The organism is Kribbella yunnanensis (assembly GCF_039529655.1).
Taxonomy (GTDB): Bacteria; Actinomycetota; Actinomycetes; order Propionibacteriales; family Kribbellaceae; genus Kribbella; species Kribbella yunnanensis.
In genome coordinates this window covers 69,002-88,719 of sequence record NZ_BAAANF010000008.1, presented here as the reverse complement: position 1 = coordinate 88,719, position 19,718 = coordinate 69,002, and the positions used below count along the sequence as shown (strand labels likewise).

Annotated in this window: 21 protein-coding genes; 8 read left to right on the top strand and 13 right to left on the bottom strand. The window is 67.1% G+C overall.

The genetic code is table 11. The features are described from left to right. On the top strand, window positions 1–489 hold the full coding sequence (locus ABD231_RS11840; protein ID WP_344149467.1) for a GNAT family N-acetyltransferase: 489 nt from the start codon (window positions 1–3) through the stop codon (window positions 487–489). On the opposite strand, the gene ABD231_RS11835 is transcribed toward ABD231_RS11840, so the two are convergent. Further along, window positions 486–1,394 (bottom strand): cyclase family protein, encoded by a 909-nt coding sequence (locus tag ABD231_RS11835; protein WP_344149464.1) that lies wholly within the window; start codon window positions 1,392–1,394, stop codon window positions 486–488. The genes ABD231_RS11840 and ABD231_RS11835 overlap by 4 nt on opposite strands. A gap of 56 nt (window positions 1,395–1,450) precedes the next feature. Here ABD231_RS11835 and ABD231_RS11830 point away from each other — a divergent pair, with 56 nt between their 5' ends. Together ABD231_RS11830 and ABD231_RS11825 are read left to right on the top strand one after the other, a co-directional pair. Next, complete coding sequence (locus ABD231_RS11830; RefSeq protein WP_344149462.1) at window positions 1,451–1,822, top strand: FKBP-type peptidyl-prolyl cis-trans isomerase; 372 nt, start codon at window positions 1,451–1,453, stop codon at window positions 1,820–1,822. A gap of 109 nt (window positions 1,823–1,931) precedes the next feature. After that, entirely contained in the window at window positions 1,932–2,552 is a 621-nt protein-coding gene (locus ABD231_RS11825) for a DUF2238 domain-containing protein (RefSeq protein ID WP_344149460.1), read from the top strand. A gap of 368 nt (window positions 2,553–2,920) precedes the next feature. Here the strand turns inward: ABD231_RS11825 and ABD231_RS11820 are convergent, their stop codons facing one another. The 3 genes from ABD231_RS11820 to ABD231_RS11810 are packed head-to-tail and all read right to left on the bottom strand — an operon-like array spanning window position 2,921 to window position 5,968. Then, complete coding sequence (locus tag ABD231_RS11820; protein WP_344149458.1) at window positions 2,921–3,856, bottom strand: ABC transporter ATP-binding protein; 936 nt, start codon at window positions 3,854–3,856, stop codon at window positions 2,921–2,923. Window position 3,857: 1 nt separating this feature from the next. Then, window positions 3,858–4,901, bottom strand: a complete 1,044-nt coding sequence (locus tag ABD231_RS11815; protein WP_344149456.1) for a FecCD family ABC transporter permease — start codon at window positions 4,899–4,901, stop codon at window positions 3,858–3,860. Beyond that, window positions 4,898–5,968, bottom strand: coding sequence for a FecCD family ABC transporter permease (locus ABD231_RS11810; RefSeq protein ID WP_344149454.1), 1,071 nt, complete (start codon window positions 5,966–5,968; stop codon window positions 4,898–4,900). The genes ABD231_RS11815 and ABD231_RS11810 overlap by 4 nt, the downstream gene beginning before the upstream one ends. A 99-nt stretch (window positions 5,969–6,067) precedes the next feature. Between ABD231_RS11810 and ABD231_RS11805 the strand changes: the two genes are divergently transcribed. After that, window positions 6,068–6,901 (top strand): siderophore-interacting protein, encoded by an 834-nt coding sequence (locus ABD231_RS11805; RefSeq protein WP_344149452.1) that lies wholly within the window; start codon window positions 6,068–6,070, stop codon window positions 6,899–6,901. 66 nt (window positions 6,902–6,967) lie between these two features. Here ABD231_RS11805 and ABD231_RS11800 read toward each other — a convergent pair whose 3' ends face one another. Continuing rightward, a complete protein-coding gene (locus tag ABD231_RS11800; RefSeq protein ID WP_344149450.1) occupies window positions 6,968–8,167 on the bottom strand; it encodes an alginate lyase family protein in 1,200 nt (399 codons plus the stop codon). Window positions 8,168–8,348: 181 nt separating this feature from the next. On the opposite strand from ABD231_RS11800, the gene ABD231_RS11795 reads away from it, so the two are divergent. After that, window positions 8,349–9,470, top strand: a complete 1,122-nt coding sequence (locus ABD231_RS11795) for a glycoside hydrolase family 88 protein (protein ID WP_344149448.1) — start codon at window positions 8,349–8,351, stop codon at window positions 9,468–9,470. A 40-nt stretch (window positions 9,471–9,510) separates the two neighbouring features. On the opposite strand, the gene ABD231_RS11790 is transcribed toward ABD231_RS11795, so the two are convergent. Both ABD231_RS11790 and ABD231_RS11785 read right to left on the bottom strand, forming a co-directional pair. After that, entirely contained in the window at window positions 9,511–9,909 is a 399-nt protein-coding gene (locus ABD231_RS11790; protein ID WP_344149446.1) for a PPOX class F420-dependent oxidoreductase, read from the bottom strand. 20 nt (window positions 9,910–9,929) lie between these two features. Continuing rightward, window positions 9,930–10,517 (bottom strand): TetR/AcrR family transcriptional regulator, encoded by a 588-nt coding sequence (locus ABD231_RS11785; RefSeq protein ID WP_344149444.1) that lies wholly within the window; start codon window positions 10,515–10,517, stop codon window positions 9,930–9,932. A 90-nt stretch (window positions 10,518–10,607) separates the two neighbouring features. Here ABD231_RS11785 and ABD231_RS11780 point away from each other — a divergent pair, with 90 nt between their 5' ends. Continuing rightward, complete coding sequence (locus ABD231_RS11780) at window positions 10,608–11,312, top strand: SDR family oxidoreductase (RefSeq protein ID WP_344149442.1); 705 nt, start codon at window positions 10,608–10,610, stop codon at window positions 11,310–11,312. Window positions 11,313–11,438: 126 nt separating this feature from the next. Next, window positions 11,439–13,484, top strand: coding sequence for a sialate O-acetylesterase (locus ABD231_RS11775; protein WP_344149440.1), 2,046 nt, complete (start codon window positions 11,439–11,441; stop codon window positions 13,482–13,484). On the opposite strand, the gene ABD231_RS11770 is transcribed toward ABD231_RS11775, so the two are convergent. Continuing rightward, window positions 13,465–14,070, bottom strand: a complete 606-nt coding sequence (locus ABD231_RS11770) for a DJ-1/PfpI family protein (RefSeq protein WP_344149438.1) — start codon at window positions 14,068–14,070, stop codon at window positions 13,465–13,467. The two genes, ABD231_RS11775 and ABD231_RS11770, sit on opposite strands and share 20 nt — an antisense overlap. A 57-nt stretch (window positions 14,071–14,127) precedes the next feature. Then, window positions 14,128–14,454 (bottom strand): DUF1330 domain-containing protein, encoded by a 327-nt coding sequence (locus ABD231_RS11765; RefSeq protein ID WP_344149436.1) that lies wholly within the window; start codon window positions 14,452–14,454, stop codon window positions 14,128–14,130. A gap of 116 nt (window positions 14,455–14,570) precedes the next feature. Here ABD231_RS11765 and ABD231_RS11760 point away from each other — a divergent pair, with 116 nt between their 5' ends. Next, window positions 14,571–16,580, top strand: coding sequence for a serine/threonine-protein kinase (locus ABD231_RS11760; RefSeq protein WP_344149434.1), 2,010 nt, complete (start codon window positions 14,571–14,573; stop codon window positions 16,578–16,580). Window positions 16,581–16,587: 7 nt separating this feature from the next. Here the strand turns inward: ABD231_RS11760 and ABD231_RS11755 are convergent, their stop codons facing one another. From ABD231_RS11755 to ABD231_RS11740, 4 genes are all read right to left on the bottom strand, one after another. Next, window positions 16,588–16,995: a type II toxin-antitoxin system VapC family toxin gene (locus tag ABD231_RS11755; protein ID WP_344149432.1), complete on the bottom strand. Its 408-nt coding sequence runs from the start codon at window positions 16,993–16,995 to the stop codon at window positions 16,588–16,590. After that, a complete protein-coding gene (locus tag ABD231_RS11750; RefSeq protein WP_344149430.1) occupies window positions 16,992–17,267 on the bottom strand; it encodes a hypothetical protein in 276 nt (91 codons plus the stop codon). Before ABD231_RS11750 ends, ABD231_RS11755 begins: the two co-directional genes overlap by 4 nt. 74 nt (window positions 17,268–17,341) lie before the next feature. Then, window positions 17,342–18,622, bottom strand: a complete 1,281-nt coding sequence (locus ABD231_RS11745) for an adenylosuccinate synthase (RefSeq protein WP_344149428.1) — start codon at window positions 18,620–18,622, stop codon at window positions 17,342–17,344. 329 nt (window positions 18,623–18,951) lie between these two features. Continuing rightward, window positions 18,952–19,686 carry a class I SAM-dependent methyltransferase gene (locus ABD231_RS11740; RefSeq protein ID WP_344149426.1) on the bottom strand — a complete coding sequence of 245 codons (735 nt, stop codon included), beginning with the start codon at window positions 19,684–19,686 and terminating at the stop codon, window positions 18,952–18,954. Between the last annotated feature and the right edge of the window lie 32 nt (window positions 19,687–19,718).

The window sequence follows — 19,718 nt, the reverse complement described above, 5'->3', positions numbered from 1 at the left end:
ATGCCAGTCCCCAGTACGGCGTTCGCGGCCGGCCAGCCTGCGCTCGACAACCTCCGGCCGTGGCGCAATACCGACGTACCGGCGGTGATCGAGGCGTTCACCAACGCCGAGATCGAGCGCTGGCACGTATTGCGCATCGACACCGCGCCAGCGGCCGAGGCTGCCTCGTGGGCCATCACCAGCGACTCCGTCGTCGGCCAGATCGGGCTCCGGGAGATCAACCTGGAGATGGCGACCGTCAGCCTGTCGTACTGGATGCTCCCCGCGGCCCGTGGTCAAGGACTGGCCGCGCAGGCGATCGCGACGCTTGAGCGTTGGTGCTTCGGCCTCGGCTTCCAGCGCATCGCTTTGCAGCACTCGACCCGCAACCACCAGTCCTGCCGCGTCGCGGAGAAGGCCGGGTACCTCCTGGAAGGAACCCTGCGCAGCGCCTGGCAGCTGGACGACGGCCGCCACGACGCTCACCTGCACGCCCACGTCAGTCCCTAGGGCAGCTTGGCGTAAGCGCGGACGGGGAAGGTCCCGAGCCCTTCGATGCGCGGAGCGGTCGCGGTGAAGAGTGCACCAGTCGGCGGTACGGCGCTCAGGTTGGTCATGTGCTCGACAATCGCGACTCCCGCGCCGAGCAGCAGGGTGTGCGCGGGACGAGTCCCGTCGGTCATGTCGTCGATGTTGGCGGCATCGATCCCGACCAGCACCGCTCCGCGATCGATCAGCCACTCAGCGCCGTCCCGCGTGAGGAAATGCGGCTCCTCGACGTACTCCGGCGTACCGAAGCGCACATCGTCACCGGTATGCAGCAGGACCGCCTTGCCCTGTACGTCGTACGTCGCCAGCGCGGCCGCGTCGATCCCGAGCCGGCCGCTGTCCTCCACCCGGACGACAACCGTCGGCAGGTCGACCGTCCGCTCGAGACTGAACCCGGTCAGGTCGTGCCCGTCCGGGTAGCGGTGATACGGGCTGTCCATGTAGGTCCCCGTATTCGTCACCATCGTCAGCAGCCCGATCTCGAACTCCGTGCCCGGCGCGTAGATCTCCCGCGACGCCTCCCGCGTCAACTGCTGACTGAAACTCGGCCCCGGCAGGTTCGGCAGCGTCACCATCCCGTCACGGATGACGTGACTGAGCTCGACGTACGCCGTCCCCTCGCCGCGCGCCGCCCCGCCGGCGGCGGGCCCACCGCGAGTGCCTTTGTGCGCAGCCTCAACGACCTCCACTTTGCTGAGCTGCACCTTCCCCGCCATCAACAACCCCAACGAGTCCAGGAAGAGCTCACCGATCTCACCCGACGTGACGTCGGCTGACGGAACGTCGACCAGGAACCCCTGCACCTGCAGCCCGCCTCCGTTCGTGAACGCAACAGTGGCATCGAAACGCGCGCGATAGGTCGGCATACCGTCATTCTGCCCCTCGGTCGGGGGTGGTCCGGGCGTCTGGTTATCGTGGTGGCATGACTGACAAGCCAGAGATCGACTTTCCCGACGGGCCGCCGCCGGCGGATCTCGAGATCACCGAAATCACCGTGGGTGACGGCGCCGAGGCCGTGGCCGGCTCGCGGGTGAACGTGCACTACGTGGGCGTCGCGCACTCGACCGGCGAGGAGTTCGACGCGTCGTACAACCGGGGCGCGCCGCTGGGCTTCCAGCTCGGCGTCGGCCAGGTCATCCAGGGCTGGGACACCGGCGTCCAGGGCATGAAGGTGGGCGGCCGCCGCAAGCTGGTCATCCCGCCGCACCTGGGCTACGGCGACCGCGGCGCGGGCAACGCGATCAAGCCCGGCGAGACGCTGATCTTCGTCGTCGACCTGCTGAGCGTCGGCTGACAGCTACTCCCTAGGACCCCCGCGATCCGTCACAATGACGGTCATCGCGGGGGTTCTTCGCGTAGATGTACTCATCCGCCTCGCCCAGCGGTCGGTTTGACTGAGAGGCATGACGACGATGGTTGCCACTACGACAGCCCCGGCCACGCACCGCAACCGGGTCCGGTACGCCGCCTTGATCGCGAAGGTGCTGCTGTTCGCATTGTTGCTCACGGCCCTCATCTGGCCGGACCTGAGCGGGATCAAGGGCAAAGCCTCCACCGCCCGCCTGATCGTCTACCCGATCGGCGCGATGGTGCTTCCGCTCTGGTGGTGGGCCTACGGCCGCACCCGCAGCAAACTGCACCGGACCTTCCCCTGGCCAGCCGACCTGCTGCTGACACTGCCCTGGCTGATCGACCTGATCGGCAACCGCCTCAACCTGTTCGACAGCGTCACCTGGTGGGACGACGCCATGCACTTCGTCCTCTGGGGCTTCCTCACCGCCGGCGCCCTGCTCGCCTTTGCCCCGCGCAACCTCTCCCGCGCCGTCACCGCCTTTGTGGCCTTGGGTTTCGGCGCCACCGCGGCCGTCATCTGGGAGCTCGGCGAGTACGTCGCCTTCGTCCGCAAGTCCCCCGAACTCCAAACCGCCTACACCGACACCCTCGGCGACCTAGCCCTAGGCACCCTGGGCGCCCTCCTGGCCGGCCTCCTCCTCCACCACCTAACCCCCCGCCCCCACCGCTAACCCCCACCCCGCACCAGGCGCATTTGGTGGGTGCACCCCAAAGCCGGTTAGTTAAGCGGTTCGGGGGTGGTGTCGAGAGCGGTGCTGTACGGCGAGGCTGGGGAGCGCTACCCCACCGAATCGGCGGGTAGGGCTCCCCGGTCGTGTGGAAAGCGTGGTGGTGGGTCCCGCGCAAACCGGTTTGGGGAGGATGTCGGCCGGTGTCGATCTGGTGTGGGGTGGATATCGGTCGTATTTGGGGGGTGGATCCTCCCCGAATGGCTACGGGCGGTGCGCTGGCGCTCCCCGAACCGGTTTGGGGAGTTGGGTCGCCCGAGCTGCCTTAACTAACCGGCCTTGGGGTGCACCCGCCAAATGGGTCCAGTGGGTCAGCGGTCGGTGGGGCGGCAGACGCCGTTGGCGGCGGCGGAGGCGGCTAGGGCGGCGGCTGCCGGGCTGGCGGTGGTCGGTAGGTCGGCTGCGGGTACGTCGGTGGGGCGGTCGGTGCGGGTGGTGTGACGGCCGAGCGGGACGACCATCGGCGTACCGGCGACGGGGTCGGGGATGATCTTGACGTGCAGCCCGAAGACGTCGTGCACGACCTCTTCGGTGATCACCTCGCCGGGGTTGCCCTTGGCAACGATCGCGCCGTTCTTCATCGCGATCAGGTGGTCGCCGAAACGGCAGGCCTGGTTCAGGTCGTGCAGGACCAGGACGATGGTGCGGGCGTCGCGCTTGTTCAGGTCGACGAGCAGGTCGAGGACCTCGAACTGGTGGGTCAGGTCGAGGAACGTCGTGGGCTCGTCGAGGAGCAGGATGTCCGTCTCCTGGGCGAGCGCCATCGCGATCCAGACCCGCTGCCGCTGACCGCCGGACAATTCGTCGATCGGTCGGTCCGCGATCTCCAGTACGTCGGTCGAGGTCATCGCCTGAGCGACCGCTTCGTCGTCGGTCTTGGTCCACTGGCGGATCCAGCGGGTCCGCGGGTAGCGGCCGCGGCCGACCAGGTCGGCGACCGTGATGCCTTCCGGGGCGGTCGGTGATTGCGGCAGCAGGCCGAGTTTGGTCGCGACCTCGCGGGTCGGAATCGACTGAATGCTCTTGCCGTCCAGCAGCACCGTGCCCTTCGACGGCTTGAGCAGCCGAGCCAGGGTCTTCAGCAGCGTGGACTTGCCGCAGGCGTTCGCACCGACGATGACGGTGATCTTGCCGGTGGGGATCTCGACCGAGAGGTCGTCGATGATCTGCCGCTGGTCGTAGCCAACGGCGAGTCCCTCGGCTGCCAGACTGTGTCGTGTCACAGGCTTCTCCACGGGGTTCTCCATCTCAGCCACCACTCCCCACCCGGTTCGTCCGGGCCAGCAGATACATCAGGTACGGCGCGCCCACCACACCGGTCACGACACCGACCGGCAACTGGGTCTCGCCGAACGCGTGCTGGGCAATCAAGTCGGACAAGGCCACCACCAACGCACCGATCAGCGCGGACGAGATCATCGCCGGTCCCGGCGACCGGGTGAGCCGGCGCGCGATCGGCGGACCGACAAACGCAACAAACCCGATCGGCCCAGCCGCCGCCGTCGCCACCGCGGCCAGGAAGACCCCGATCACGATCAGCCCGAGCCGCGAGCTCTCCACTCGCAACCCCAGCCCGTACGCCGTCTCGTCGCCTAGCTGGAGAATCCGCAGCCGGTGCACGAGCCAGACGGACAGCGGCGCGGCGATCACCAGCGTGACCGTCATCGCCTGCACGTTCGACCAGTCCCGCCCGTTCAGCGAACCGGTCAGCCAGATCAGCGCCTGCTGGGCAATCTCGACCCGGGCCTTGGTCAGCAGGTACGACGTGATGCTGGTGGCGATCGCGCCGATGCCAATCCCGATCAGGATCAAGCGGTAGCTCGACACCCCGTGCCGCCAGGCCAGCACGTACATGATGAACGCGGTCAGGATCGCGCCGACGATCGCGAACCCGGACACCGCCAGCCCGGTCATCCCGAGGGTGACGATCGCGAACACGGCGAACGCACTCGCGCCGTACGTGACACCGATGATGTCGGGGCTGGCCAGCGGGTTGCGGGCGATGCTCTGGAAGATCGCGCCCGACATACCGAGCGCGGCGCCGACCATCAGACCGGTCAGGGCACGAGGCAGCCGCAACCGGTTCACGATGAACTCAGTGGCCCGATCGCCGCCACCGAACAGCGTCTTCACCACGTCGACCACCGGGATCTTGAAGTCACCCAATGACAACGAGACGCAGAACGTGGCAAAGACAAGAACAGCCAGTACGGCGACCACTGCGACCGTGCGGGCCTGTCGTACCGCGCGGGCCCGGCTGACGATGTGGATGGCTTCTTCGGCTGTGGTCACAGGTCTGCCAGCTTCCGCCGGCGAACCAGCATGATGAAGAACGGGGCGCCGATGACCGCGGTCACGATGCCGACCTGGAGCTCACCGGGCAGCGCGACGACCCGGCCGATCACGTCGGAACCGAGCAGCAGGATGGGGGACAGCACCATCGAGTACGGCAGGATCCACCGGTAGTCGGGCCCGGTGATCAGCCGCGCGATGTGCGGGATGGTCAGCCCGACGAACCCGATCGGCCCCGCGGCCGCAGTGGCGGCACCACAGAGCAGGACGACGACGACCGCGACGAACAACCGGGCCAGCCCGACGCGCTGACCGAGCGACTTCGCGACCTCGTCACCGAGGGACATCGCGTTCAGCACCCGGCCGCAGACGAGCGACAGCGCGATCCCGATCAGGATGAACGGCGCGACCTGGCCGGCGATGTCCGAACCGCGGCCGGCCAGCGAACCGACCGACCAGAACCGGAACTGATCGAAAGTATCGACATCACTGATCAGCAAGGCGGTCGTCAGTGATCCGAGCATCGCGGTCAGGGCCGCACCGGCGAGCGCGAGCTTGACCGGCGTCACACCCTCGCGGCCGAGTGATCCGAGGAAGTAGACCGCCACCGAGGCCGCGGCCGCACCGGCGAAGGCGAGCCAGACGTACGCCGTCAAACTCGCCAGCCCGAACCAATAGATGCCGCCGACAACAAACAGCGCCGCGCCGCCGTTCACCCCGAGAATTCCGGGGTCGGCGAGCGGGTTGCGGGTGACGCCCTGCATCAACGCACCGGACAATCCCAGCGCCGCACCGACCAAGAGTCCGATGAGCGTTCTGGGCACACGCAGTGAGTGGATGATCACGTGATCGGTATTCGCCTCGTCGTAATGCCGCAAGGCGTCGATCACCGTGGATAACGGAATCTGCTTCGAGCCGACCGCGATGCTGAGCAGCACCACCAGCGCGAGCAGGGCGATGGAGCCGATCAGCCCGAGGACCAACGTGGTCCGCCGGGTCCGGCGCGGGCGTGCCGACACGGCAGCGGTCGCACTGGCGGAGTCGACGGCGGTATCGGACGGTGGCATCAGGCTTTCGGAATCCTCTTAGGTAAGGCTAACCTCTAGGTGCCTCAGAATAACCCGAGCCTTCCCGCCTGTGCATCCGAGGCTGATTTGGAGAACCCGATGACCGCAGTCGCCACCCGGCCCATCGTCTTCGATTCGCTGTTCGTGACCGTCCGTTCCGTCGAGGATCTGAGCCCGCACCTGCGCCGCGTGACGTTCACCGCACCGCGGATCGCCGACGCGGCCGTCGCCGGTCCTGACCAGCGGATCAAGGTCCTGCTGCCGCCTCCGAACGGCGGCGCCCTCAAGCTCCTGGGCGGCGAGGACTGGTACGCCGATTGGTGCGCCCAGCCGGAGGACGAGCGCGTCATCATGCGCACGTACACGATCCGCGAACTGCGGGCCGAGCAGTCCGAGCTCGATATCGAGTTCGTGCTCCACGGTGTCAACGGACCCGCCTCGGCGTGGGCGACGAACGTCGTACCGGGTGCTGAGATCGCGTTGTTCCTCCCGTTCGCGGTCGACACGACCAGCGCGAAGGGGATGCTGAACTCCGGTGTCGACTACGTTCCGCCGAGCACGAGCGCGCATCGCGTCCTGATCGCCGACGAGACCGCACTGCCTGCTTTGACCGGCATTCTCGAGCAGCTGGAACCTGGCGTACACGCGACCGTCTTCGCCCAGGTCCCGGACGGCCGCGACATCCGCGCACTGCCGACACCCGGAACCGCCGACGTCACCTGGATCACCGCGACCCCGGAATCGGATGCCGAGATTCCGTTGCTCGAGGCCCTCAAATCCGCCGTACTCGCGGACACCGTCGACTTCGCCTGGGTCGCAGGCGAGTCGGCGATGATCAAGGCGGTACGACGCCATCTGGTCAACGTCGTCGGACTGCCGAAGCCCGCAATCTCCTTCCAGGGTTACTGGAAACGCGGCGAAGCGATCGGCTGAGACGGCAATCCGGAAGCGCCGGGTCCAGGCGCTTCCGGATCACCTCGGAAGCCTGAGTCTGCTACCTCAGGCGGGGTTCTCCGCGTGGGTCAAGGTCTCCCACGCCAGGAACAGAGCGTTCGTACCGGCCGGGCGGTTGGCCTCGGTGAGCGCCTGGGTGTTCGCCATCGCGATCCCGAGTCGGGTGTGCAGGGCGTTGTAGCCGACCTCGGTGATCGGACCGAGACCGCGCTGCACGCTCCCGCCACACAGCCAGGACGGGACCGGCTCGGCCTGCCGCTCGTACTTGGCCTGGAAGCCGAGGGCCTGCCGCAGCCGCTCGCCGTACTGCGGGTACATGTCGATGCCCTGGATCCGGGCCGTCTCCAGGACGTGCGAGATCGCGGAGATGCCGTAGCCGGTGTGGACGAAGTCGCGACAGGTCTCCTGAGTCAGACCGGTAACGAAGGTGCCCTGTCCCTGCCAGTAGCCGACGATCTTGTCGCGGGTGTTCAGGTTCTGACTCGGCACCGTCTTCGGCAGCGAGCCGTCGGACGCCAGGTACACGTACGCCGGGGCCCGGTAGCTGAACAGCGAGATCGCCTTGTCATAGATCGCCTTGTCCTCGAGGAACACCCCGATGCCCTGCAGGGCCTCGATGATGGTCAGCTCCCAGTTGCCGTTGGAGTTCGAGCCGTTGATGATCTCGGGAACGTAGACGTTACGCAGCATCGTCGCGAAGCGGCCGGAGTTCGGCCAGTTTCCGTAGGCATGCTTGATGATCTCGGCCGCCTTCGGCCACGACGACGCGGCCCAACCGGTCTGCAGCGGTGCGTTGCTGTTGGTGTGATCGCGGATCGTCGCCGACCAGGCATCCATCAAGGCAATGGACTTCTGCGCGTACCGCACGTCGCCGCTGATGTACCAGATCAGTGCGTCCGTGTACGCCGCGATGGCGTCCTGACGCTCGTTGGTGCAGCCGTAGTCCGGCTTGGAGTACGGGCCGCATTCGACTACGGCACGCGGCGTCGGCGTCCGTGACAGCGAACCGTACGCGCTGTTCTTGGCCTGGTTGAACGCGGTGGTCCACGGCTGCGCACCGGCCTGCACCTTCGCCTTGACGAAGTCCAGTTGGGCCCGGCTGACGCCGACCCCGGGGTGCGCGAACACAGCCGGCGCCTCAGCCGGCGCGGGAGTTGCGGGTTGTGCTGCGGTTGCTGGGCTGCTCAGCGCACCGGCCACCAGACCGGCGGCTGCTGCAGCCACCAGAAATGCCTTCACTTTCATGGGCGGATTCCTTGCTGCTTCGGGGGCGGAGGACTCTGCAGCTCCCCCCAGAATCCGCAGAGTCTTTTCGGAAGTTTGACGACGGACGGTAAGGGCGTCAACATCTCAGCAGGCATTACTTCACGCTGGAACCAATACCGGTTTCTTCCCAGCTCAGTGGAACAAAGTGAGGATTTGTCCCATGAAAAGACGCCAGTTCCTGACCGTCGGAACCGCAGTCATGGCCGCCCCGGCACTACCCTCTGTAACCGCTACCACCGCCCAGGCGGCACCGCCGGCGAGCAGCCTGCCGCGGCGGGCCGACATCATCGCCGTGGTCCGCCGCGTCGCCGACCAGTGGATCGCCACGCACAGCAACTCCGGCGACAACGGCTGGGCCCGCGCGACCTTCTTCAGCGGCCTGATGGCCGCCCACAAGCTGACCGGTGAGGTGCGCTACCTGAACTACGCGCGCGCCTGGGCCGAGCGGCACAACTACGGCATCCCGGGCGGCGTCACGACCCGGCATGCCGACAACCACAACTGCATTCAGACCTACCTCGACCTCTACGACCTGGAACCGAGCGCCGACAAGCTGACCGCGGCGACCGACACCCTGAGCCGGATGGTGAACAGCACCAAGATCGACGACTGGTGGTGGTGCGACGCCCTGCACATGGCGATGCCGCCGTTCGCGCGAATCGGCCGGCTGCGCGCAGATCCGGCGTACTGGACGAAGGTCTATCAGCTCTACAACCACACCAAGCGGACCCGGAAGCTGTGGATCCCGTCGAACGGGCTGTGGTACCGCGACGAGCGGTTCCTGCCGACCGGAATCCTTTCTCCCAACGGGAAACCGGTCGTCTGGTCACGAGGTGACGGCTGGGTCGCGGCCGGTCACGTCAAGACGCTGAAGGCACTTCCGGCCGACCAGGCGAATGTCGCGGAGTACAAGACCGGCCTGACGCAGCTGGTGGGTTCGTTGCGGTCGATCCAGCGCTCGGACGGCTTCTGGAACGTCAACCTGGCCGACCCGCAGCACCTGCCCGGCCCGGAGACCAGCGGTACGGCGTTCTTCGCGTACTCGGCCGCGTACGCGGTCCGGACCGGATTGTTGCCTTCGGTCACCTATTTGCCGATGGCGGCACGGGCCTGGAACGGGATGGTTCAGACCGCCGTGCACCCGGACGGCTTCCTCGGTTATGTGCAGAAGGTCGGCGACCGGCCGGAATCGAGCCAGCCGGTCAACTACCAGTCGACCGCCGACTTCGGCGTCGGCGCCTTCCTGCTGGCTGGCGCTGAGCTCGCTCTGCTGACGAACTGATCGCAGGCACCCCTGACGACAGTGACCTTTTTGGGGGTCGTCAGGGGTGACCGAGCTGGCTGGTGATGCGCTCGACGACGACGCTCGCGGCGAACCGCGGCGTACCGGGTGGTTCCACGTCGGACCATTCGCCGACGTACTTGCGGGCGATCGCCTGCTCGAGATCGAACTCGGGATCGGGAACGAGCTCGTCGATCCGGCCGCGCAGCTCGAGATAGTACGTCGGCTGTGCCGGGTCGACGATCATCACCGAGATCGCCGGGTTCCGGCGGAGGTTGCGCAGCTTCTGCCGGCCTTCCACCAGACTGATCCGGACCTGCTCGCCGTCCCAGAGGAACCACTGCGGGGTGACCTGCGGCTCGCCCTTCTTGCCGATCGTGCCCACGATCGCGATCGCCGTCGACGACAGCAGATCCTTGAACTCGGCGGGAATCTCCATCCCCGGACAGTAACCCGCGATCAGTTCAGCTGACCGGCCAGTTCCGGAGCGTGGATACCGGCCGCATCCAGCAGCGCGCCGGCGGTCAGCACGCCGATACCACCCAGCGACTGGGCCCGGACGACCGCGCGAACACTCGCGCCGTCGAAGACAATGGTCAGCTGGATGGCCAGCGTGCCCGGGTCATCCGCGCCGGCCTTCACCAGCTCGCGGTGGAAGAAGTCGGTCAGCTGCTGCTTGAAGTGCCGCGCGACCACCGAGCCCGGGTGCTCCGGATCCTTCAGCTCGACCGCGGTCGCGACGTACGGACAACCAAGGAAGTTGCCGTCGGCAACGAGGTCGTCGAGGCGCTCGAACACCTCCAGGATCCGCTCCCGCGGCGGCCGGTCGTCCGGGCCCGGCTGCAGCGTGGCCTGGTACGCCGGCCCCCGGTTCGCCAGGCTCTCCGCGATCAGCTCGTCCTTGGAACGGAACAGCTGGTACATCGACTTCTTCGACACCCCGGCGGCCTTGCAGAGCGCATCGACTCCGATGTTGACGCCGTCGCTGTAGAAGAGATCGCCCGCGGCCTCGAGGAGACGTTCGCGGGGTGTTGCGGAGGTGCTCATGCAACGAGGGTACCGGCTCGATTTGAATTCGGAAACTGATCGGTTTACTGTTCTGGAAACAGATCGGTTTCCTACTGCTTGGAGCATTTCATGACCTCACTCGACGGTGCTGTCGTCCTCGTCACCGGCGGCCAGCGTGGTATCGGCAAGGCCCTCGTCGACGACCTGCTCACCCGCGGCGCCGCCAAGGTGTACGCGACCGCACGGACACCGAAGCCGAGCACCGACCCCCGCGTCGTACCGCTGCCGTTGGAGGTCACCGACCCGGCGTCGATCGCGGCCCTGGCCGCCGCGGCGCCTGACGTGACCGTGCTGATCAACAACGCCGGCGCGAGCTCGCCGGACACCTACCTGGACGCTCCGACCGACGAGCTGCGCGCGGTCTTCGAAGCGAACTTCTTCGGCCCGCTGGAAGTCACCAAGGCCTTCGTCCCGATCATCGAGCGCAACGGCGGCGGTCACATCCTGAATGCCCACTCGGCCCTGTCCTGGGTGGCCCGGCACGGCGCCTACTCGGCCACCAAGGGGGCGTTCTGGCATCAGTCCAACTCGCTGCGCCTCGAACTGCTGAACCGTGGCATCGGTGTCACTGGCCTGCACATGGGATACACCGAAACTGACATGACCGCCGGGGTACCGGGGCCGAAGACGCAGCCGGAGGATGTCGCCAAGCAGGCACTCGACGGGATCGAGTCCGGAGCCTACGAGGTGCTGGCCGACGACACCGCGCGGTGGGCGAAGAAGGCTGTCGCCGGTCCGCTCGAGGGCGTCTACCCGGAGCTGCAGAAGAGCTGACAACGAAGGCCACTGGGCGCACGGTTCGGACCGCTGGCCGCAAGACGGCGGTCCGGCCGAAGCCGCCGAGGCGGGTTGTCGCTACCAAGGTGAGTGACAGTCCGCCGCCGCCCCGGAGGTCCGCCCATGCCTCGCCGTCTTCTTGCCGTGTCCGTTGTCGCCACTCTGCTCGGCTCGGCCGTCACCGCGCCGGCCAATGCCATCCTTCCGGCAGTCCGAGATCCTGGAGTCGGCTGTGCTGCCGCAACTGTCGGTTTCACACCGGTGCTGCAGCTGACACTGCCGGAGCGCGCCGGGTGGCTCGACAAAGAGCTCCCGTACACACTTGACCGCCGTACCGAGGTCGGGTCGAACTTCGACCGCGTCGGATACTGCCTCGAGCTGAACGGGCCGGACGGTCCACAGCGCGTGTGGACTGCGATGGAGCCGTTCTCCAAGGACGCCCGCAACATCGGACTACCCACCAAGGCCGGACAGGTCACCCGGCAGCGCGTGGATGACCTGGAGGTCGCCTCCAACGTGCCGAACGTGACCACTGGCCTCGGACAGACCGGCTACCTGGAGATGTGGCCGAACACCTACGCCGAGCAGACCAGCACGCAGGTAGCGAACACCTCTCCGATCACGTACGACGTGGACGACAGCCCGACCAACGGTGCGTACGGGTCGTTCCAGGTCTCGCAGGTCGGCGCCACCCGGCCATCTGGCGCGGCTGCCAAGACGGTGCTCGCGATCAACTCGTTCACCCAGCCTGCCGACGTACCGCTGTCGATCGGGATCGGGACTTCGCCGTCCGGTCAGCCGGACTGGACGTTCGCCGGCAACGCCCCGCGGCTCACCCAGCGGAAGCTGACTGCGTACGTACGGACCTCCCTGGTGAGTCTGTCCGAGGCGCCGCAGGATCGGCAGCTGATTCCACGCGATGCGGCGAACGGCGCCAACGTGCCGGTGGCTGGGCGGATCACCTCGTCGAACGTGTCCGAGGTGCGGTTGCGGGTCACCAGCAACGGACACACCGACACCTACAGCTCGCAGGCGCGCGACTTCCGGTTCACTCCGCGGATCAATGCGGCACTGCAGGAGTACACGTTCGAACTGCGTGCTGTTGGTGGTGGAACCGAGCGAGTGGTGGCTCGGCGTACCGGTGTGGTCTCGGGTGATGTGTATGTCATCCAGGGGCAGTCCAACGCGGAGGCGGCGAAGTTCAATGGCGCTGCGAATGCGGAGGAGTCGCCCTGGCTGCGCAGCTACGGCACGCCGACTTCGGACGGTCAGATCTCCGGGGCGGACCGCGTCTGGCACTACGCGACCGGTGACGTGACAGTGCAGTCTGGTTCGGTCGGGCAGTGGGCGATCCGGATGGGTCGTCGGATCGTCGACACCTACAGGGTGCCGGTGGCGATCGTGCAGGGCGCGCATGGCGGTCAGCCGATCAGCTTCTTCCAGCGGAACGATGAGAACCCGGACGACCTCACCACCAACTACGGACGGCTGCGCACGCGGCTCAAAGCTGCCGGCCTGATCAGTCAGGTGCGCGGGGTGCTTTGGTACCAAGGCGAGAGCGACAACGACAACGCAGCGGTGCACGTGGCCGGCTTCCGCGCTCTACTGGCGGACTGGCGCGCCGACTTCGGCAGTGCGACCCGGTACTACGTCAACCAGGTCCGCACGTCGCCCTGCAATAACACCACCAACATCAACCTGCGTGAGGCGCAGCGTGCGCTCGGCGACACCGACGGCGTCGTACTGCTCTCCACTAATGGGCTGCCCGGCCACGACGGTTGTCACTACGCCTACCTGGGCGGCTACCGCGATCTGGGCGACCAGAACTTCGCAGTGATCGCACGCGACCTGTACGGCGGCCCGTCGGCCGGTGTGTCTGCGCCGAACCCGGCCAGTGTCACCGCCTCCGGCTCACAGCTCGTGGTGAAGCTCCGGACGGCTGATCCGCTCACTGTGGCCGCCGGCTCGGCTGCGGACTTCCGGGTGCAGGGTTCGACAGTCACGGTGTCATCTGTTGCCTACCAGGCCGGTGGGAGTCTGGTGCTCACACTGTCCGGGCCGGCAACCGGAGTGACCGCTTTGATCTACCAGAGCCACAACGGCTCTGGACCGGCGATCACGAACGCAACCGGTACCGGACTACTCGCGTTCAGGATGCCTGTGAGCTAGTCACGAGGACATCGCGGGTTCGGTCGTACTCCATCCAGCCCGCGATGTCGTTCGCGACATCCACGCCGTACTCGCGTTCGACGACGTACAAGGCCAGGTCGATACCGGACGTGATGCCGCCGGAGGTGATCACGTCACCGTCGTCGACCACACGGTTGCGCTGGACGTCGACCTCGAACGCCTCCAACTCGGTCAACGCACTGCGATGGGTGGTAGCCGGGCGACCCTTCAGCAGGCCGGCTTCGGCGAGCAGCATCGTGCCGGTGCAGACCGAGCCGATCCAGCGCAACTGAGGTGCCAACTCCGCAACGCGTGCGGTCAGCACACCGCGTCGCGCCTCCGCCCACGAGCCCTTCTCGGCACGGCTTCCCCAGCCACCGCCGGGGACGACCAACGCATCCGGAGTCCCTAGTCCGTCCGGTGCCCGGAACTGCAGCCCGCTCATGCCGGTCACCTCCGCCGGGCCGGCCAGCCCGACCAGCGCGAGCTCGAGGTCCGTTCGCTGGGAGGCGTGACTCCACACCTCGAACGGGCCCATCACGTCCATCTCGTCCACACCGTCGAAGACCAGAATCTCGATTCGCATGCTTCCAGCCAACCGGTTGGTTGCTTAGCCGACCAGCGGCCAGATGGCCGATATACCTCAGGATCTGGCCAGTACATCGGTGGCCCGGTGAGTGCGGTCGACACCCTCCAGGAGCATCGTCACGCCATCGGAGTTGTTGGTGCGGAGCGGCCGGATCGCCTGGTACGCCGGTGAGTCGTACCAGCCCCGGGCACTCGCCTGGTCGGGGAACTCGATCACGATCAGAGTCCCGGCCCACTCACCTTCCACGTACTCCGGCTGATGGCCGTGCACGATGAAATGACCGTCGTACGGCGCGAGTGTCGCGTCGATGCTTTCCAGGTACTCGACGATGTCCGGGCCGACGTTGACGTTCTGCAGGTTGGCGATCGCGTAGTGCGTCACAGGTGCCTCCTCGCGCGGCTGATGGTGGTATCAGCCTCGGGCGTGGAGGTCGTTCTGACGATTACCTCGGACGTCATCGTGGATGGTTGATCTGCTGCCGACGTACGGTAGATGGCATGTCAGTCACAGGGGGAACGCCTTCCACGTCGGCCGGGGAGGTGGAGGAGCACGTCGGCCCGTACCGGTTGATCCGGCGCCTCGGCCAAGGCGGCATGGGCGTTGTCTACCTGGCCGAGGGACCCGACCTGCAAGAGGTCGCACTGAAGGTCCTGCGGCCGCACGTGGCCCACGACGAGACCGCACGCGCGCGGTTGCAGCGTGAAGCGACCACACTGCAGAAGGTGAGCCACCCCGGTGTGGCCGGCATCCTCGACCACGACCTGGAAGCCGACCGCCCCTATCTGGTGACACGCTTCGTCCCTGGCCGTCCTCTGGACGAGCAGGTAGACGACCGTGGTCCGCTGACCCCGCGCAAGTGGCTCCCGCTGGCCGGCTGCCTCGCCGAGTCGCTCCAGGCGATCCACCTGGCCGGAGTGATCCACCGCGACCTCAAGCCCGGCAACGTGATGATGCTCAACGGCAAGCCGGTGATGATCGACTTCGGCATCGCCCAGGCCGCCGACGACCTCCGCCTCACCCAGACCGGCCTGGTGATCGGTACGCCGGGCTACCTGGCCCCCGAGCTCATCGAAGGCGAGATGGTCTCCGAGTCCGCCGACTGGTGGGGCTGGGCCGCAACCGTAACCTTCGCCGCCACCGGCCGCCGCCCCTTCGGCAAGGGCCCCTTCGAAGCCGTCCTGCACCGAGTCCACACCGGCCAAGCAGACCTAGAGGGACTCGACCCCCGCCTCAAGACGCTCCTGTCCGCAGCCCTGGCCCCCAAGAAGCAGGACCGCCCCACCCAGGCCGAAATCATGACCGGCCTAACCCGCTACGCCGAAGGCCGCGACGCCCTCCCCCCACGCGAGTCCCCCGCAGCTGAAACCGCCCCACTGCACCCACCCACCCGCCAACTGACCCAAGTCATGCCCGCGGACACCACCGCAGAACCGCAGGCGACAGACCCGTCCCCCACCGAGGTAGCCAACCTCGTCCCCCACGTCATCCCCTCCCTCTCCGACTTCTCCCCCCTGGCCAACAAAGTCCGAGACGCCGCCGCCACCCGCAAAGCCACCCGAGCCGCCGCAGCAGGCGCTGCCGGTGCCGGTGCTGCCGGTGCTCCTGTTGCTGGACCGTTCGGTACGCCGCCGATGACTCATCCAGCGACGTACAGTCCCGCACCCGTCGCAGCCGCACCTGGCGCGATGCCGTACTACCAGGGCTCACCCCAGCCAGTCGCGCCATACCAGGGCAGCCCGCAACCAGTTGCGCCGTACCAACCGCAGTCGCGGGAGGTGTCGCCGTACAAGGCGCCGTCGAAGGACATGTCGCCGTACCAGCAGCCCGGGCAGCAGGTGGAACCACACCGCGCACCGGCGACAGGCCGACGTACCGCGGTAGTTGTCGGCCTCATGGTCGGCTTGACCGGACTCATCGCGCTCTACCCGTTGCTAGGCGCGGTAGCCGCCACCATCCTCTTCGTCATCGCCAGAACGGTCGACCGCGGCAGTACGGCGTTGATGCGCCGCCGCCAGGTCCGCGGCCGCGCAGGTCGTTCGGACGGTGTCGTCGCGGTCGCCTCGTCCCCGATCCAGCTAGTGACCGCAGGACTCATCACTGTGCTGTGTCTGATCCTGCCGCTCGTGATGGGTGCAGTAGTCGGCGGCATCGCCACCGGCGTCACCGCCACAGCCAAGAGCCTCACCTGGCAGCCCTTGTCAGCAGTAGGTTTCGGAGCAGCCGGCCTCACCGCACTCTTCACCGCCTGGTGGGGACCCGGCGGCAACTCCCTACGCCGCGGCGCCCACATCACCGCCCGCAACCTCTTCCGCCCCCGCTGGCTGGCCACCACAGCAGCCGTCATCTTCCTCGCCATCGGCGGCTACACCTTCTACGAAGCCACCCAAGGCGCCGGCTCCGACTGGGCCCGCAACCCCACCCAAGGCGCCAAAGTCGAACGCCCCACCCTCAACGACCTCCGCCAAGCCCCCTTCATCCGAGACATCCCCCTCATCGGCATCAACTGACGAGCCGTCACAACGAGATGATCGGCACCTTCCATCGCGTGTTACCACGCCAAGCACTGTCACGGGCGGCCTCGGCCAGGTGCGCGATGTCACCACGATCCGAGGTCACGCAGGTAGCGCCCTGCTGCAGGCAGCACGCGACAACCTGCGCATCCACGACATCAGCTCGCCCAGCGATCGCCAGCAACTCACCGACCCACGTTGCCGACTCCTGAGTAAGCGGCACGACCTCACAGCCCTGGATGAGTCGCCGCAGGCTCCGCTGCTGATGACCGCGCCAAACCTGCGCCAGCACAGCAGCCGGCACAGTTGGCTCGATACCGCGCGTCAGTGCGCGCAGGTGCATTGCCCATAGACGAGAATCGTCCCGCTCGGCAGCGATCAACGCTCCTGCGTCGTACACCAGCCGCGTCACGCCTGCGGATCCTCCGTCGCGGGGCGATCGTCAGCCGCCTCCCGCTGCGCCTCGGCCAGCGCTCGGTCCGCCCACTCAAGATCGGCGGTGGCAATCTCGCCATGCTCAGCTTCCCAATCCGAGACCGCCTCCAGCCCGCGGTACAGGCGTTCGCTCTTGTCGATCAACTCGTTGACGTACGCCGACGGTGTCGTGTGTGCACTCCGCGCACGTCGCTCGACTGCCGCCCAGGTCTCCGCGTCGAATGACAAGGTCTTCTTCTTCACCGCCATGACAACAGCATACCCACAAAGTATGACCAAGGTATGACTGTCGGCTGCCCGGGGTGGGCAGCCGACGGGTGGGGTCAGAGCTGGACGATTTGGGTGCGTTCGGGGCCTACGCCGATGGCGGAGATGCGGGCGCCGCTGAGGGACTCGACGGCGCGGACGTAGGACTGGGCTTCCTTGGGGAGGTCCTCGAAGGTGCGGCAGCCGGTGATGTCTTCGGTCCAGCCGTCGAACTCTTCGTAGATCGGGGTGGCGTGGTGGAAGTCGGTCTGGGTCATCGGCATCTCGTCGTGGCGGACGCCGTTGACGTCGTAGGCCACACAAACCGGGATGGTCGAGCGGCCGGTCAGTGTGTCCAGCTTGGTGAGGACGAAGTCGGAGACGCCGTTCACGCGGGCTGCGTAGCGGGCGATCACCGTGTCGTACCAACCGCAGCGGCGCGGGCGACCGGTCGTCGTACCGAACTCGAAGCCCTGCTGGCGTAGCCACTCGCCGTCGGCGTCCAGGAGCTCGGTCGGGAACGGGCCTTCGCCGACGCGGGTCGTGTAGGCCTTGACGACCGCCATCACGCGGTCGATGCGGGTCGGCGGGATGCCAGTACCCGTGCACGCCCCGGCGGAGATCGCGTTCGACGAGGTGACGAACGGATACGTGCCGTGGTCGACGTCCAGGAGAGTCGCCTGGCCGGCTTCCATCAGGACGGTCTTGCCGTCGTCCAGTGCCTTGTTCAGCAGGAGGCTGGTGTCGGCGACCATCGGGCGCAGGCGGTCGGCGTACTCGAGCAGTTCGTCCAGGACCTCGCGGATCTCGACGGCGCGGCGGTTGTAGATCTTCACCAGCAGCTGGTTCTTCTGCTCCAGCGCCCCGGCGACCTTCTGCTCCAGGATCTTCTCGTCGTACAGGTCCTGGACGCGGATGCCGATCCGGTTCATCTTGTCCGCGTACGTCGGCCCGATCCCGCGGCCCGTGGTCCCGATCTTGCGGCTGCCGAGGAAGCGCTCGGCCACCTTGTCCAGCGTGCGGTTGTACGGCGGGATCAGGTGCGCGCTCGCGCTGATCACCAGCCGGGACGTGTCGACGCCACGGGCTTGCAGCGCGTCCAGCTCCTCGAACAGTACTGCCAGGTCGACGACCACCCCGTTGCCGATCACCGGCGTCACGCCGGGGGTCAGGATCCCGCTCGGCAGCAGGTGCAGCGCGTACTTCTCGCTGCCGATCACGACCGTGTGGCCGGCGTTGTTCCCGCCGTTGAACTTGACCACGTAGTCGATGACCTCGCCCGTGTTGCCGAGCAGATCGGTCGCCTTACCCTTGCCCTCATCGCCCCACTGGGCGCCGACGAGCACGATTGCGGGCATCTCAGCCCTCCTCTTCACGCGCCGGCCGCAGCCCTCACGACGCGCGGCAGCCGGACGCTGGAAACGGTGAAGCCCGGAGACGTTCACCGGCAATTCACGCGGCAACGTACCCAGGCTCTTACGACCGAAGCTTACCGGAACCAGGTCCACTCCCTGAGTTCATCGTTGAAACCCAACCAACGACCACTTCAAGTAAGTGTTTCATCACGCAACGGGTTGCCAATCTCCGTGATCACGTGCACACTCTTAGTCAGCGGCCCGCCGAAACTGCCGCAGGGGACGGTTCCGGCGGGCCGCTTCCTCATATCTGAGGAAGAACAGGCTTGTGTCTACTTCACCGCTGTGTAGATCACGTACGGCGGCCGCGTCCGCTCCACCGCCATCCGATCCGCATCCGGACCGTCGTACTCGGTCGGCAGTGTCGGCTCGATGAAGCCGACTTCGCGGAATCCCGCCGTCCGCAACCGCTCGAGCTGCACGTCCTTCGGCCAGTGGTAGTCCACGAGGTCGACCGGCTCCGCGTCCGGCCGGGTCAGCCGCATCCGAACCGCGTCCCCCGCCGCGTAGCTGCGCCCCACCTCGCCGTACTGACCGATCTCGAACGGTACGCCGATCGAATCGGGGTTCACGTCGAGCATCGCGTACCGCGCGCCCGGACGCAGGACCCGGTAGACCTCGGAAAAGATCGCCTGCACGATCTCGGCGTCCGGGATGCAGACGAAGACGAACGTCGAGATCGCGGCATCGACCGCGCCATCGTCCAGGTCGAGCCGCTGGTCGACGCCGATCGCCTGGTAGGTGATCCGCGAAGTCCGGCGCTTGCGCCGCGCAACCTGCAGCATGCTCGGCGACCGGTCGGCGGCGATCACCGAAACGTCGTACCTGCCAACGATCTGTTCGGCCACGCGGCCGGTGCCCGCTCCGTAGTCGAGCACGGTGCGGGACCCGAGCTCCGCCAGGCCGGCCTGCTCAAACAGGGCCGTCCATGCGAAAGCCCGCTCGCGGATCGGCTCGTAGTCCTCATAGCTCTCCGCGACCTCGAGCAAACTCCAGTCGGTCGTCACCTCTTCGACGATACGCAGAATGCCGTCCTGTA